The following is a 15038-nucleotide window of genomic DNA, read 5'->3' on the forward strand; positions in this document are numbered from 1 at the left end:
CCCCACCTTCCCCCACCACCCGCCGTGGGTGTACTGACGTGCAGTTTTGTTGACCGCGGCGCGGTCGATAGCGCGACGCTCGATGCGTCGCGCGTCCCCTTAACCAGCCCGAAGTGGCAAATGACCCGCGAAACACTCCGACGACACGGCATTTATGGAGAGAAGTGGGGGATTGTGGGGTATGGTGGCTGAAGTGTTTGGGCGAGGAGACGGCCTCGACAGGAGGTGAGCTGGTGTTTCTCGGCACCTACACGCCCAAACTCGACGACAAGGGGCGACTGACGTTGCCCGCCAAGTTCCGCGACGCGCTGGCAGGGGGGTTGATGGTCACCAAGAGCCAAGACCACAGCCTCGCCGTCTACCCGCGGGCGGAGTTCGAGCAGCTGGCCCGCCGGGCGAGCAAAACGTCTCGAAGCAACCCGGAAGCCAGGGCGTTCCTGCGCAATCTGGCCGCCGGCACCGATGAGCAGCATCCCGATGCCCAGGGGCGTATCACCTTGTCGGCCGACCACCGCCGCTATGCGAACCTCTCCAAGGACTGCGTGGTGATCGGGGCCGTCGATTACCTCGAAATTTGGGATGCCCAAGCCTGGCAGGACTACCAGCAAACACACGAAGAGAACTTCTCCGCGGCCAGCGATGAAGCACTCGGCGACATCATCTGAGGCGCATGCCCGTGCATCGTGGCCTCTGCCCGAACCGACCCCGGCGTACTTCCCCAACGCCTGGTTCGTAGTTTCGGACAGGGACCCCGGTGCAGGGGCGCGTCCTTCTCCCGTGTGGCGGGCCGGGTCGCTTTCCGACGAGTTCCAGCACAGGCGGGAAGGTGTTGCGGTGGCCGACGAGCCAAATGCCCTGGGGCCGAGCCGGTTCGGGCATGTCCCCGTGTTGCTGCAACGCTGCGTCGAGCTACTCACCCCGGCGCTGACCCGCCGGCACCCCGACGGAACCGGTGCGGTGCTCGTCGACGCCACCCTCGGCGCGGGCGGGCACGCGGAGCGCTTCCTGACTGAACTGCCGGGCCTGCGCGTGATCGGACTAGACCGCGACCCCAGCGCGCTGCAGATCGCCCGCGACCGGCTGGCACCGTTCGTCGATCGCATCACGCTGGTGCACACGCGGTATGACCGTCTTGCCGAGGATCTGGCCGAATCAGGTTACGCCGCAACGGAATCTATCGATGGAGCACTGTTCGATCTGGGTGTGTCCTCGATGCAGCTGGACCGCGTCGAGCGGGGTTTCGCCTACGCCCAGGATGCTCCGTTGGACATGCGGATGGATCCGTCCTCCGCGTTGACCGCCGCAGACATCGTCAACACTTACGACGAGGCCGAACTGGCCAACATCTTGCACCGCTACGGCGAGGAGCGGTTCGCCCGCCGCATCGCAGCCCGGATCGTCCGCCGGCGGGCCGACACCCTGTTCACCTCCACCGCCGAGTTGGTGGCCTTGCTTTATGACGCCATCCCCGCCGCGGCCCGCCGCACCGGGGGGCATCCGGCCAAGCGCACGTTCCAGGCGCTGCGCATCGCGGTCAACGACGATCTGGACACGCTGCGCCGCGCGGTGCCGGCCGCGCTGGACGCGCTGATGGTCGGTGGGCGGATCGCGGTAATGGCCTACCAGTCGCTGGAAGACCGCATCGTCAAACACGCATTCGCTGACGCGACCGCCTCGCGCACGCCGGTGGATCTCCCGGTCGAGCTGCCCGGCTGTGGGCCGCGCTTCGCCGCGCTGACCCGCGGCGCCGAACGCGTCGATGCCGACGAAAGCGAACGGAACCCTCGCAGTGCGGCCGTGCGACTACGGGCCCTGCAGCGGCTGGAACACGAGGGACAACCACCGCAGCGGGCGACCGAGAAGGGCGACTCATGAGAGCGAAAGCCAAGCGCGAGGCGCCGAAACGCCGGGGCGGTAGCGACCGTCGCAGCGCACGCGACGGCGCGGTCCGCAAGGCCAGGCGCAGCGCGGCGGAGGCGACGGCACGTCGTACCCGCCCGGCGCAAGGATCGACGGTCGGGCGCGAGACTCGCTCGGCAAAATCCAGCCCGCACGCCCGGCCCGTCCAGCGGTCGGCCCGGCCGATCAGCACCCGGCAGGCCAAGGCGCGGGCCAAAGCCAGAAAATCCAAGGCGCCCAAGGTTATTCGTATCAGCCTGACGGAGCGGCTGGCTCTGCGGCTGGCCTCGATCGACCTGCGGCCGCGGGCACTGCTCGCCAAGGTCCCCTTTGTGGTGCTGGTCATCGGTACGCTCGGTCTCGGGTTGGCGTTGACGTTGTGGTTGTCCACCGACTCCACTGAGCGGTCCTATCAACTGAGTGCCGCCCGCGAGAAGACCCGGCTGCTGCAGCAGCAGAAGGAGGCGCTGGAGCGCGATGTCCGTGAGGCCGAGGCCGCACCGGCGCTAGCCGAGGCTGCGCGTAAGCAGGGCATGATCCCGACGCGCGACACCGCCCACCTGGTCCAGGACCCCGAGGGCAACTGGGTCGTGGTCGGCACGCCCAAACCGGCCGACGGCGTTCCGCCGGCGCCGCTGAACACGAAACTGCCCGAGGAAAGGCCGCCGTCGCCGAAACCGGCAGCGCCGCCGGAGGTTCCGGTGCGGGTGCAACCGGATCCGGGTGCGGACCTGGTACCCGGCCGCAGCAACGGGCCGGAGGCGTTGTTGCGTGCCCCGGACGGGTCGTCGACGGTGGGCGGGCAGCATCTGCCGCCGGCCGCGCCGCAAGTGCCCGGTGCGCCGGGTGGACCGCTCAACGGACAGTTTCCGGGCATGCTCGCGTCGCCTGGTCTTCCGGTGCCGGGTGTGCCGGCGCAGGGGCTTTCGGGACAAGCCGTTCCGGCGCAAGGGCTTCCGATGCAGGGATTGCCCACACCGGGCCTGCCGATGCCGACGATGCCCGCGCCCAGCACTGCGACGGTACCCGCTGAGGTGCCGATCCCGATCGCGGGAATGCCCCAGGCGCCCGCCCCCGTGCAATTGCCCGCCGAGATTCCCGTTCCGGTTCAACCGGGCCCCGGACCGCAGGTCGGCGTCCCTGCCTTACCCGGAGCGCAGGGGCCGGCACCGGCCGTCGCGACGCTGGCCGGACCGCCCGCCGTCGCGGCGCCAGGTGTGGCCCGGTGAGTCGCGGCGAGGACAGCCGCAGCCGCCGGCCCCCCAAGGCCGGCGGTGCGCGTCGAGCGGCGGGCGTACGCAAATCGAACCGCCCGGAGAAGCCGGGTACGGCACCGAAGGACCGGAAGATGGGGCGGCCCAAGGCTGCCCGCAAGGACAAGAAGTCTCCTGCGGTGGCCAAGCCGGAGGCCGCACTCGGCCATTCGGCGCGCGCGCGGCGCACCCGGCCGGCCGTCGAGGCCGCAACGCGCAGCACCTCGTTCCTGTTCCGGCATCGCATAGGCTACGCGGTCATCCTGGTGATGATGCTGGTGGCCGAGGCGCAGCTGTTCGTCCTGCAGGTCACCAACGCGCCGAAACTGCGCGCCCAGGACGCCGGGCAGCTCAAGGTCACCGACGTCTCAAAAGCCTTCCGCGGCAGCATCGTTGACCGCAACAACCAGCAGCTGGCGTTCACCATCGAGTCGCGGGCCCTGACGTTTCAACCCAAGCGAATCCGTCGGCAGCTTGAGGACGAGCGCAAGAAGGACCCGGACGCTGCAGATCCACAGGCCCGACTGCGCGACATCGCCAGAGAGGTTGCGATGCGGCTGAACAACAAGCCGGACTACGCGACCGTGCTGAAAAAGCTACAAAGCGACGACAACTTCGTCTACCTGGCGCGTGCCGTCGATCCGGCCGTTGCCAGCGCGATCTCGGACAAGTACCCCGAGGTCGGCTCTGAGCGGCAGGATCTGCGCCAGTATCCGGGCGGCTCGCTGGCGGCCAACATCGTCGGCGGCATCGACTGGGACGGCCACGGCTTGCTCGGCCTCGAGGACAGCATGGACTCGGTGCTGTCGGGCACCGACGGCTCGATTACCTACGATCGCGGGTCCGACGGCGTGGTCATCCCCGGCAGTTACCGTAACCGGCACAAGGCGGTCAACGGGTCGACCGTCCAGCTCACCATCGACAACGACATTCAGTTCTACGTGCAGCAGCAGGTCCAGCAGGCGAAGAATCTGTCTGGGGCACATGATGTTTCGTCCGTCGTCCTGGACGCCAAGACCGGTGAAGTACTGGCCATGGCCAACGACAACACCTTCGACCCGTCCCAGGACATCGGCCGCCAGGGCGACCGGCAACTGGGCAACCTGCCGGTGTCGTCGCCGTTCGAGCCCGGCTCGGTGAACAAGATCGTCACCGCGTCGTCGGTCATCGAATACGGCCTGTCCAATCCCGATGAGGTGCTGCAGGTTCCGGGCTCGATAAACATGGGTGGCGTCAACGTGCACGACGCGTGGGACCACGGCGTGATGCCCTACACCACCACCGGCGTGTTCGGGAAGTCCTCGAACGTCGGCACCCTGATGCTGGCGCAACGCGTTGGGCCGGAACGATTTTACGACATGCTCCGCAAATTCGGTTTGGGGCAGCGCACCAACGTCGGGCTGCCCGGTGAAAGCGCCGGACTGGTGCCGCCCATCGACCAGTGGTCGGGCAGCACCTTCTCGAACTTGCCTATCGGACAAGGTCTTTCTATTACCCTGCTGCAGATGACGGACATGTACCAGGCCATCGCCAACGACGGGGTGCGCATCCCGCCGCGCATCATCAAGGCCACCATCGCCGCCGACGGCAGCCGCACCGAAGAACCGCGCCCCGAAGGTGTGCGGGTGGTCTCGTCGCAGACCGCGCAGACCGTCCGGCAGATGCTGCGCGCCGTCGTGCAGCACGACCCGATGGGCTATCAGCAGGGCACCGGGCCCGCCGCGGCGGTGCCCGGCTACCAGATGGCCGGCAAGACCGGTACCGCCCAGCAGATCAACCCAGGCTGCGGCTGCTACTTCGACGACGTCTACTGGATCACCTTCGCCGGGATGGCCACCGTCGACAATCCGCGCTACGTGATCGGAATCATGATGGACAACCCGGAGCGCAACGCCGACGGCACACCCGGGCACTCGGCGGCGCCGCTGTTCCACAACATCGCCGGCTGGCTCATGCAGCGGGAGAACGTCCCGCTATCACCCGACCCGGGGCCGCCGCTGACACTGCAGGTGACCTGAGCCCTCGCGACGGTGCTAGCGTCGGGGTCGACAGCGTCTAGGGTTCCGGCGTGAACGCGTGACTGGTCCGAGCGACGCCACCGCGGCTTCGGGAGAGCCGCGGTCATCTGAACGGACAAAAGCCTGGAGGATCTCCGGCGGCGCGCCGCGCGTCGCCGAGAAGGTCCTCCATGCTCGCGACAGTTGTCCTGTTCCTCGTTGCGTTGGCCGCCGGGGCTTTGGGTGGTCTGGTCGGCACCGGCTCGTCGTTGGTGCTGTTGCCGATCCTGGTGAGCATGTACGCACCCCGGGTGGGGCCGTGTCGGTAATGGGCGGCCGCGGCGGTGTTGGCCAACGCGGGCCGGGTGGCGGTAGATTCCGTGGCGACCCGTGTTAGTGTACGCCGTACCCGGCACCCCGGCGGCGGTGCTCGGGGCACACACGTTGCTGAAGATCTCCCCGCCGTGGTCGATGCGGCGCTCGGCGTATTCTTCCTCGCTATGGTACCGGTGCGGCGGGATCGTCGAACGCGGTTACGACGACATGACGATCGACGCAGTCGCCGTGCGTGCGGGGACCTCTCGTGCGGTGCTCTACCGCCGCTGGCCCAACAAGCAGGAGCTGGTGCTCGCCGCCCTGTCGCACGAGGCGGCCAAGGATGTCGTGGTCATGCCCGACACGGGCAGTCTTCGCGGCGACGTCGTCGAGCTGCTTCGGCAGGCCAACAAGCTCCGAGTGGAATTGGCGACGGCGTTGATGACCCGGCTGGGCGACTTCTACCAGCGGACCGGCTGCAGCCTGGCCGACTTGCGGGCGTTCGTTCTGGGCGAGCGCGACGCCGTCCTCGAGCAGGTCATACAACGCGCCATCGACCGCGGCGAAGTCGAGCCGCAACAGGTCACCGACCGGATCGTGTGCCTGCCGGTGGAGCTGTTCCGCTATGAGATCCTCATGACGCTGCAGCCGCTGTCCGACGAGGCGATCGAGGAGATCGTCGACACCATCTTGCTGCCTTTGCTCGACGCGCGTAAGGACTCAAGTTTAGGATAGGTGACGCCCCGTGCGGGCGCGGGACGACCACCGCGGTGCCTGCTCGTCCTCGGTAGGGTTTCATGGCTGATCATGGCTGACGAGGTTGGTACGGAGGGTGGTGACGAGTACGGGTGTCTACTGAGCTGCGTCCCAGCCGGGCCGCGGGCGTACGCCTGCCCGTGCTGGCGGCTCAGGTTGGCGCGATGTCCGCCGGCCCCGATGTGTCGATAAGCGGCGTGACGCAGCGCGCCCAGGACGTGCTGCCCGGTGACCTGTTCGCGGCGCTGCCCGGCTCTGCCACGCACGGCGCCCGCTACGCCGGCGACGCGATCGGGCGGGGTGCCGTCGCGGTGCTCACCGACACGGCCGGGGCCGCCGAGCTGGCCGGCGTGCACCCCGCCGTGCCGATCCTGGTGCATCCGTCGCCGCGCGGCGTGCTGGGCGGGCTGGCTGCCACCGTGTACGGCAACCCCTCCGACCGGGTCACGGTCGGAGGGATCACCGGCACGTCCGGCAAGACCACCACGACCTATCTGGTAGAAGCGGGCCTGCGGGCCGGCGGCCGTACCGCCGGGCTAATCGGCACCATCGGCATCCGCATCGACGGCACCGACATCCCGAGCGCCCTGACCACTCCCGAGGCGCCCGCGCTGCAGGCGATGCTGGCTGCCATGGCCGAGCGCGGAGTGGACACCGTCGTGATGGAGGTCTCCAGCCATGCCCTGACCCTGGGCCGGGTCGACGGCACCGGTTTCGCGGTGGGCGCGTTCACCAACCTGTCCCGCGATCATCTCGATTTCCACCCGACCATGGCTGACTATTTCGACGCCAAAGCGCTGTTGTTCGATCCGGATTCGCTGCTGCACGCCCGTACGGCCATCGTCTGCGTCGACGACGACGCCGGCCGCGCGATGGCCGCGCTGGCCGCCGACGCGATCACGGTCAGCGCCGCCGGTCACCCCGCGCACTGGCGGGCGATCGACGCGGCGCCCACCGGCACGGCGGGGCAGGAGTTCACCGCCGTCGACCCGGCCGGCGGCTGGCACCGCATCAGCATCCGGCTGACCGGCACCTACAACGTCGCCAATTGCCTTGTGGCACTGGCGATTCTGGATGCCGTCGGGGTTTCCCCGGAGCAGGCGGCGGCGGGCCTGGCGGACACCCGTGTCCCCGGCCGACTCGAAGAGATCGACCGCGGCCAAAATTTCCTGGCCCTCGTCGACTACGCCCACAAGCCAGGTGCGCTGCGCGCGGTCTTGACCACGCTGTTGCGGCCGGGCCGACGGTTGGCGGTGGTGTTCGGCGCCGGTGGGGACCGCGACCCGGGCAAGCGGGCGCCGATGGGCGCCGTCGCCGCCGAGCTGGCCGACTTGGTCGTCGTCACCGACGACAATCCGCGCAGCGAGGACCCGGCGGCCATCCGGCGTGAAATCCTGCGCGGCGCAACCAAAGGCGCGGCCGGCGTCAAGGCCGGTGTGGTCGAGATCGGCGACCGGCGCGAAGCCATCCGGCACGCGGTCGGTTGGGCCGGCCCCGGTGATGTGGTGCTGATCGCGGGCAAGGGCCATGAAACCGGCCAGCGCGTCGGCGACGTGGTGCGCCCGTTCGACGACCGGGCGGAGTTGGTCGCCGCGCTGGACGAGCGCCGTGAGGCAGGCCGATGATTGACCTGACCGTCGCGCAGATCGCCCAGATCGTTGGCGGCACCCTGGCCGACGTCTCGCCGCAGGACGCCGCGCGGCTGCGTGTCACCGGGACCGTCGAATTCGACTCGCGCTCGGTGGGGCCCGGCGGGCTGTTCCTGGCGCTGCCCGGCGCCCGCACGGATGGGCACGATCACGCCGCCGCGGCGGTGGACGCCGGTGCGGTCGCGGTGCTGGCCGCCCGGCCGGTCGGGGTGCCGGCCATCGTGGTGCCCCCGCACGGGCCGTCCAGATCACGGGCCGGTGTGCTCGAGCACGACCCCGACGGCTCGGGCGCCGCGGTGCTGGGCGCGCTGGCCAGGATGGCCCAGGCGGTGGCCGCGGAGCTGGTGGCGGGCGGGCTGACGATCATCGGGATCACCGGATCGTCGGGCAAGACGTCGACGAAAGACCTGGTGGCCGCCGTGCTGGCGCCGCTCGGTAAAGTGGTGGCCCCGCCGGGATCGTTTAACAACGAACTCGGCCATCCCTGGACGGTGCTGCGCGCGACACGCGACACCGACTACCTCGTGCTGGAGCTGTCGGCGCGCCATCCGGGCAATATCGCCGCGCTGGCGCAGATCGCCCCGCCCGCGATCGGGGTGGTGCTCAACGTGGGCACCGCGCATCTCGGCGAGTTCGGCTCACGGGAGGCGATCGCGCAGACGAAATTCGAACTGGCCCAAGCTATTCCGTCGTCAGGTGCGGTGATCCTCAATGTCGACGACCCGGCCGTCGCCGCCATGGCCCAGCTCAGTTCGGCCGAGGTGGTGCGGATCAGTCGCGACAGCCATACCGACTCGGGCCGCAGCGACGTCTGGGCCGAAGGCGTGTTGTTGGACGAGTTGGCCAGGCCGCGCTTTACCCTGCACGCGATGGACGCGCGAGGCGCTGTGCACGCCGAGGTGCAACTCGGGGTGTCTGGCGAGCACCAGGTCACCAACGCGCTGTGTGCCGCCGCGGTGGCCCTGCGGTGCGGGGCCGGCGCCGGCGTCGAGCAGGTCGCGGCGTCGCTGGCCGCGGCTGGCCCGGTGTCGCGGCACCGGATGCACGTGACCACCCGTGCCGACGGGGTGACCGTCATCGACGACGCCTACAACGCCAACCCGGACTCGATGCGCGCGGGACTGCAGGCGCTGGCCTGGATCGCCTCCGGCGGGTCGGCGCCGGGCGGGGCGCGGCGGCGCAGCTGGGCGGTGCTCGGCGAGATGGCCGAGCTCGGCGCGGACGCGATAACCGAGCACGATCGCGTCGGCCGGCTGGCGGTGCGCTTAGATGTTTCTCGACTTGTTGTCGTCGGCACGGGGAGGTCGGTTACCGCGATGCACCATGCTGCGGTGCTCGAAGGAGCGTGGGGCTCGCGGGGCGCTTCCGGCGACAGGGGTGCCGTGAACGTGGCCGACGCCGGCGCCGCCCTGGACTTGTTGCGGGCCGAGCTGCAACCGGGTGACGTGGTTCTGGTGAAGGCCTCGAACGCCGCCCGACTCGGCGCCCTGGCCGAGGGGCTCGCCGATACCCCGGCCGATACTTCTGCTGGGGCCGACTCCGAGTACGGGGCTCGCCCGTGAGGCAGATTCTGGTCGCCGTCGCGATCGCCCTGACCGTGTCGATCCTGCTGACGCCGGAGCTGATCCGGTTGTTCACCAAACAGGGCTTCGGCCACCAGATCCGGGAGGACGGCCCGCCCAGCCATCACACCAAGCGCGGAACCCCTTCGATGGGCGGTGTCGCGATCCTGGCCGGCCTGTGGGCCGGCTACCTGGGCACCCACCTCGCCGGGATGGCCTTCGACGGTGAAGGCGTCACGGCGTCCGGGCTGTTGGTGCTCGGCCTGGCCACCATGCTGGGCGGCGTCGGATTTCTCGACGACCTGATCAAGATCCGCCGCTCGCGCAACCTGGGTCTGAACAAGACCGCCAAGACAGTCGGGCAGATCCTAGCCGCGGTGCTGTTCGGCGTGCTGGTCCTGCAGTTCCACAACCCCAACGGCCTGACACCGGCCAGCGCCGATCTGTCCTATGTGCGCGAAATCGCCACTGTCACACTGACTCCAGGTTTGTTCGTGTTGTTCTGTGCGATCGTCGTCAGCGCCTGGTCCAACGCGGTCAACTTCACCGACGGCCTGGACGGCCTGGCGGCGGGCTGCATGGCGATGGTGACTGGCGCCTACGTGCTGATCACGTTCTGGCAATATCGCAATGCGTGCGCCACGGCACCGGGGCTGGGCTGCTACAACGTCCGCGACCCGCTGGACCTGGCGATTGTGACCGCCGCCACCGCGGGCGCCTGCATCGGCTTCCTGTGGTGGAACGCCGCGCCCGCCAAGATCTTCATGGGCGACACCGGCTCCCTGGCCCTGGGCGGCATCATCGCCGGATTGTCGGTCACCAGCCGCACCGAGATCCTCGCCGTGGTGCTGGGGTCGTTGTTCGTCGCCGAGGTCACCTCGGTGGTGCTGCAGATCCTGACCTTCCGCACCACCGGGCGCCGGGTGTTCCGGATGGCGCCGTTCCATCATCATTTCGAGTTGAGCGGCTGGGCCGAGACTACGGTGATCATCCGCTTCTGGCTGCTCACCGCGATCGCCTGCGGTCTGGGCGTGGCCTTGTTCTACGGTGAGTGGCTCGCCACGATCGGCGCGTGACGTGCCCGGGCTCGAACCCTTGTCTCCGCTATCAGTGGGCGCGCCCGTCTTGATCGTCGGTGCCCGGGTGACCGGCCGGGCGATCCTGGGCGCGCTGACCCGGTTCGGCGCCGTCACGACGCTGTGCGACGACGACCCGGAGATGCTGCGCCCGTACGCCGAAAGCGGGGTCGCGACGGTGGATCCCGCGACGGCGATCGGGCGGCTCGCCGACTACGCGCTGGTCGCCACCAGTCCCGGATTTCAGCCGTCGGCGCCGGTGCTGGCGGCCGCGGCCGCCGCGGGCGTGCCGATCTGGGGCGACGTCGAGCTGGCCTGGCGGCTGGACGCCGCGGGATGTTACGGCACGCCGCGGCGCTGGCTGGTGGTCACCGGCACCAACGGCAAGACCACGACGACGTCGATGCTGCACGACATGCTGCTCGCCGGGGGCCGGCGCAGCCTGCTGTGCGGCAACATCGGCGACCCGGTTCTCGACGTGCTGGAGCAGCCGGCCGACCTGCTGGCCGTCGAACTGTCCAGCTTTCAGCTGTTCTGGGCGCCGTCGCTGCGGCCCGAGGCTGGCGTGGTGCTCAACATCGCCGAGGACCACCTGTATTGGCACTCGTCGATGGCGGACTACACCGCCGCGAAGGCCCGGGTGCTGGGCGGCCGGGTGGCGGTCGTCGGGCTCGACGATCCCCGGTCCGCCGCCCTGCTGGAGACCGCTGGGGCGCCGGTGCGGGCCGGTTTCCGGTTGGGCGAGCCGGCGGCGGGGGAGCTGGGCGTGCGGGATGGACAGCTGGTCGACCGGGCGTTCGCCGACGACCTGCCCCTGTTGCCGGCGGCCTCGATCGCGTTGCCCGGCACGGTCGGGGTGCTTGACACGCTGGCGGCGGCGGCGTTGGCCCGCAGCGTCGAGGTGCCCGCGGCGGCCATCGCGACCGCCGTCTCGACGTTCCGGCCGGGCAGGCACCGCAGCGAGGTAGTGGCGGTGGCGGACGGGATCACCTACGTCGACGACTCGAAGGCCACCAACCCGCACGCCGCCGAGGCGTCGGTGCTGGCCTACCCCCGGGTGGTGTGGGTGGCCGGCGGCCTGCTCAAGGGCGCCTCGCTGGACGCGGAGGTGGCCCGTATCGCATCTCGCCTGGTCGGGGCGGTGCTGATCGGCCGCGATCGCCAAGAGGTTGCCGAGGCGTTATCGCGACACGCGCCCGATGTCCCCGTCGTGCAGGTTGTGACAGGCGAGGATGCTGGTATGCATGCGACTGGTGATACTAGTGTGACAAAAGTTGATAGTGCGGGGGATGTTCTCGGCGTTCGCGTGATGACTGCGGCGGTGGCTGCAGCTCGGGAGTGGGCACGGCCGGGCGACACGGTGTTGCTGGCACCGGCCGGGGCATCGTTTGACCAGTTCAGCAGCTATGCCGACCGGGGTGATGCGTTCGCGGCTGCCGTTCGCGCGGCGCTGCGGTAGGTGGCGTGCATAACGGGCTGACCCGGCGCCTACGCTGGGGGAAGAAGAAAACCGAGGCCGCGCCGGCCGTCCGGGGTGTCGACTCCGTCAAAGATTCCGTCAACGACAAGGCTGACACCGGGGCCAACGGCGCGGCCGGCACCGCCGATGACCCGGGTGCCACCGATAACACCGTCGCCGAAGCCGCCGAAAACGGCAAGGATGCCGAAGCTGCGACGGATGCGATGGCCGTCGCCGGTGGCGGTGCCGGCAAGCCAGCGGGTAACCCAGCCGCCCCAGCACCGTCGGCCGCGGTCAAGACGCAGGTCAAAGACCCGCAGCGTAGCCCGCGCGCCCGGTTCGGCGCCTGGCTGGGCCGGCCGATGACCTCGTTTCATCTATTGATCGCGATCACCGGGTTGCTGACCACGCTGGGCCTGACCATGGTGCTGTCGGCCTCCGGCGTGCGGTCCTACGGCGCCGACGGATCGGCGTGGGTCATCTTCGCCAAGCAGGTGCTGTGGACGATCATCGGCGTTATCGGCGCGTACATCGCGATGCGGCTGCCGGTGCTCTTGATCCGCCGGGTGGCCTTTTCGGGATACGTGATCACCATCATCCTGCTGGTGCTAGTGCTCGTCCCGGGCATCGGGAACCTCGCGAACGGCTCCCGGAAGTGGTTCTTGGTCGCCGGGTTCTCGATGCAGCCCTCGGAGCTGGCCAAGATCGCGTTCGCGGTCTGGGGTGCCCATCTGCTGGCGTGCCGTCGCATGGAGCGGGCCTCGCTGCGGGAGATGCTGATTCCGCTGGTCCCGGCGGCGGTCATCGCGCTGGGCTTGATCGTCGCCCAGCCTGACCTCGGTCAGACCGTGTCGATGGGCATCATTCTGCTGGCTCTGCTCTGGTACGCGGGGCTGCCGCTGCGCGTCTTCGGCACGTCACTGCTCGCGGTGTTCATGGCCGGGGCGGTGCTGGCCATGTCCGCCGGTTACCGCTCCGACCGGGTGCGGTCGTGGATCAACCCCGAGAACGACCCCCAGGACACCGGCTATCAGGCCCGGCAGGCGAAATTCGCGCTGGCCCACGGCGGCATCTTCGGCGACGGTCTGGGGCAGGGCACCGCCAAGTGGAACTACCTGCCCAACGCGCACAACGACTTCATTTTCGCGATCATTGGCGAGGAGCTCGGCTTCATCGGCGCGTTCGGGCTGCTGGCGCTGTTCGCGCTGTTCGCCTACACTGGGATGCGCATTGCGCGCCGCTCCGCCGACCCGTTCCTGCGCCTGGTGACGGCCACCACGACGATGTGGATCCTCGGGCAGGCCTTTATCAACATCGGCTACGTCATCGGCGTGCTGCCGATCACCGGCCTGCAGTTGCCATTGATATCTGCCGGTGGAACATCAACGGCTGCAACACTTTTCATGATCGGCATCATGTGCAATGCGGCCCGGCACGAGCCCGAGGCGGTGGCCGCGCTGCGTGCCGGGCGGGACGACAAGATGAATCGGCTGTTGCGGCTGCCGCTGCCCGAGCCGTACGTGGCCGGCCGCATCGAAACCTTCCGCAGCCGCTGGCGGTCGCGGCCACCCGCGTCGCGACCGTCCGCCGCGGGACGCGCCCGCAAGGCGCCCGCCCGGGGCAGCGACCCGGCCGCCCGTAGGGGCAAGCGCACGGCGGAGCCGACCGGATGCCCGGCGTTCGGGCGGACACCTGCCCGCGGGGAGCCCCGGACAAGGCATCATGTATCTGGCCAGCGCCATGCCGGTCAGCCAGTCAGCCCACCAGCCGGTCAGCGTCAAGCACGGCGTGCTCGCGCATTGGGAGGTCAGTTACGGTGAACCACCAGATCAAGGAGTCGGCCGGCGGGCAGGGGGGCAGTCCCTCGCCCGCCGGTGCCGCATCACCGGCCCCGGCACCGGGTGACGGCGCCGTGTCTGTTGTGCTGGCCGGCGGCGGCACCGCCGGTCATGTGGAGCCCGCGATGGCCGTCGCCGACGCGCTCAAAGCACTGGATCCGCACGTCCGGATCACCGCGCTGGGCACGGCGCGCGGACTCGAGACGCGGCTGGTGCCCGAACGCGGCTACCACCTGGAACTGATCACACCGGTGCCCCTGCCGCGCAAACTCAGCGGTGACCTGGCCCGGCTGCCACCACGGGTGTGGCGTGCGGTGCGGGAGACCCGCGCGGTGCTCGACAGCGTCGGCGCCGACGTGGTGATCGGGTTCGGCGGCTACGTGGCCCTGCCCGCGTATCTGGCGGCTCGCTGGCTGCCGGCCGGCCGCCGGCGGCGTATCCGGGTGGTGATTCACGAGGCCAACGCCCGCGCCGGGCTGGCGAACCGGGTCGGCGCCCGCTCGGCGGATCGGGTGCTGTCCGCGGTGCCCGATTCCGGGCTGCGGGGAGCCGAGGTGGTCGGCGTGCCGGTCCGGGCGGCCATCACGACCCTGGACCGGGCGGCGCTGCGTGCCGAGGCGCGCCGGCACTTCGGGTTCGCCGACGATGCGCGGGTGCTGCTGGTGTTCGGCGGCTCGCAGGGCGCGGTCTCGCTCAACCGCGCGGTGTCGGCCGCCGCCGCGCAGCTGGCCGCCGCGGGTGTTTCGGTGCTGCACGCGCACGGCCCCAAGAACACCCTGGATCTGCCCGACCCGCAGGACGGCGACCTGCCCTACCGCGCGGTGCCCTACCTTGACCGGATGGACCTCGCCTACGCGGCCGCCGACCTGGTCATCTGCCGCTCCGGGGCGATGACGGTCGCCGAGGTGTCGGCCGTCGGACTGCCCGCGATCTATGTCCCGCTGCCGATCGGCAACGGCGAGCAGCGGCTCAACGCGCTGCCGGTGGTGCACGCCGGGGGCGGCATGGTCATCCCCGACCGCGTGCTGACGCCGGACCTGGTGGCCCGCGAGGTCACCGGGCTACTCGGCGATCCGCCCCGGCTGGCGGCGATGGCCGCGGCCACCGCGCGGCTGGGACATCGCGACGCGGCACGGCAGGTCGCCGAGGCGGCGCTGGACCTGGCCCGCCACGCACGCGATGGGGGGCCTGCCGCCAGGGGGCCGCGGTGACGATCGGCGACCCGTTGCCGCCC

General features: G+C 70.0%; 12 protein-coding genes. All 12 read left to right on the top strand.

Translation table 11 applies throughout. The features are described from left to right. Window positions 1-233: 233 nt before the first annotated feature. The 12 genes from mraZ to murG all read left to right on the top strand — a co-directional run bounded on the left by mraZ (window position 234) and on the right by murG (window position 15015). Window positions 234-665: a division/cell wall cluster transcriptional repressor MraZ gene (gene mraZ / locus FQ389_RS10225; RefSeq protein ID WP_044506536.1), complete on the top strand. Its 432-nt coding sequence runs from the start codon at window positions 234-236 to the stop codon at window positions 663-665. Continuing rightward, on the top strand, window positions 640-1875 hold the full coding sequence (gene rsmH, locus FQ389_RS10230; RefSeq protein WP_144207311.1) for a 16S rRNA (cytosine(1402)-N(4))-methyltransferase RsmH: 1236 nt from the start codon (window positions 640-642) through the stop codon (window positions 1873-1875). Before mraZ ends, rsmH begins: the two co-directional genes overlap by 26 nt. Beyond that, window positions 1872-3128, top strand: coding sequence for a hypothetical protein (locus tag FQ389_RS10235; RefSeq protein ID WP_144207314.1), 1257 nt, complete (start codon window positions 1872-1874; stop codon window positions 3126-3128). Before rsmH ends, FQ389_RS10235 begins: the two co-directional genes overlap by 4 nt. Window positions 3129-3247: 119 nt before the next feature. After that, window positions 3248-5170 (top strand): peptidoglycan D,D-transpeptidase FtsI family protein, encoded by a 1923-nt coding sequence (locus FQ389_RS10240; RefSeq protein WP_260860662.1) that lies wholly within the window; start codon window positions 3248-3250, stop codon window positions 5168-5170. Between the two features lie 170 nt (window positions 5171-5340). Further along, complete coding sequence (locus FQ389_RS19815) at window positions 5341-5478, top strand: hypothetical protein (protein WP_260860663.1); 138 nt, start codon at window positions 5341-5343, stop codon at window positions 5476-5478. A 67-nt stretch (window positions 5479-5545) separates the two neighbouring features. Beyond that, the gene (locus tag FQ389_RS10250; protein WP_260860664.1) at window positions 5546-6199 is read left to right on the top strand and encodes a TetR/AcrR family transcriptional regulator; all 654 of its coding nucleotides are present in this window, start codon (window positions 5546-5548) and stop codon (window positions 6197-6199) included. A gap of 113 nt (window positions 6200-6312) precedes the next feature. Further along, entirely contained in the window at window positions 6313-7845 is a 1533-nt protein-coding gene (locus tag FQ389_RS10255; RefSeq protein ID WP_144207322.1) for a UDP-N-acetylmuramoyl-L-alanyl-D-glutamate--2,6-diaminopimelate ligase, read from the top strand. After that, entirely contained in the window at window positions 7842-9431 is a 1590-nt protein-coding gene (locus FQ389_RS10260; RefSeq protein WP_144207325.1) for a UDP-N-acetylmuramoyl-tripeptide--D-alanyl-D-alanine ligase, read from the top strand. The genes FQ389_RS10255 and FQ389_RS10260 overlap by 4 nt, the downstream gene beginning before the upstream one ends. Beyond that, a complete protein-coding gene (gene mraY / locus FQ389_RS10265) occupies window positions 9428-10507 on the top strand; it encodes a phospho-N-acetylmuramoyl-pentapeptide-transferase (protein ID WP_144207328.1) in 1080 nt (359 codons plus the stop codon). Before FQ389_RS10260 ends, mraY begins: the two co-directional genes overlap by 4 nt. Before the next feature lie 19 nt (window positions 10508-10526). Next, the gene (gene murD / locus FQ389_RS10270) at window positions 10527-11966 is read left to right on the top strand and encodes a UDP-N-acetylmuramoyl-L-alanine--D-glutamate ligase (protein ID WP_407662842.1); all 1440 of its coding nucleotides are present in this window, start codon (window positions 10527-10529) and stop codon (window positions 11964-11966) included. A 224-nt stretch (window positions 11967-12190) separates the two neighbouring features. Next, on the top strand, window positions 12191-13786 hold the full coding sequence (gene ftsW / locus FQ389_RS10275) for a putative lipid II flippase FtsW (RefSeq protein ID WP_144207398.1): 1596 nt from the start codon (window positions 12191-12193) through the stop codon (window positions 13784-13786). After that, the gene (murG, locus tag FQ389_RS10280) at window positions 13783-15015 is read left to right on the top strand and encodes an undecaprenyldiphospho-muramoylpentapeptide beta-N-acetylglucosaminyltransferase (protein ID WP_144207334.1); all 1233 of its coding nucleotides are present in this window, start codon (window positions 13783-13785) and stop codon (window positions 15013-15015) included. Before ftsW ends, murG begins: the two co-directional genes overlap by 4 nt. Window positions 15016-15038: the final 23 nt, after the last annotated feature.

This window comes from Mycobacterium tilburgii (genome assembly GCF_902168065.1).
Taxonomy (GTDB): domain Bacteria; phylum Actinomycetota; class Actinomycetes; order Mycobacteriales; family Mycobacteriaceae; genus Mycobacterium; species Mycobacterium tilburgii.